Genomic DNA, 273 nt, shown 5'->3' on the forward strand with positions numbered 1-273 from the left:
TTTCAATACTGACCAGGGGTCGCAATTTACGACACCCCGTTTCACCGGGATACTGGAAGAGCGTCAGATCCGCATCAGTATGGACGGGCGTGGGCGATGGCTGGATAACGTGTTCATCGAGCGTCTGTGGCGGTCGCTGAAATATGAATGCGTCTACCTGCACGCGTTCGAAACCGGATCGGAGCTACGGGCCGGGCTTGGCAGATGGATCGCCCATTATAACGAAAGACGTCCGCATACGGCGCTGGCTGGACGTACGCCCGATGAGGCGTA

The 273-nt window shown here is 57.5% G+C and carries 1 protein-coding gene; it reads left to right on the forward strand.

What is annotated here, in order from left to right:
* Positions 1–273, forward strand: a 273-nt coding sequence (locus B7449_RS18830; RefSeq protein WP_048884074.1) for an integrase core domain-containing protein, incomplete at both ends; no start/stop codon positions are given.

The sequence above is a fragment of the Komagataeibacter intermedius TF2 genome (assembly GCF_000964425.1).
GTDB classification, from domain to species: Bacteria; Pseudomonadota; Alphaproteobacteria; order Acetobacterales; family Acetobacteraceae; genus Komagataeibacter; species Komagataeibacter intermedius.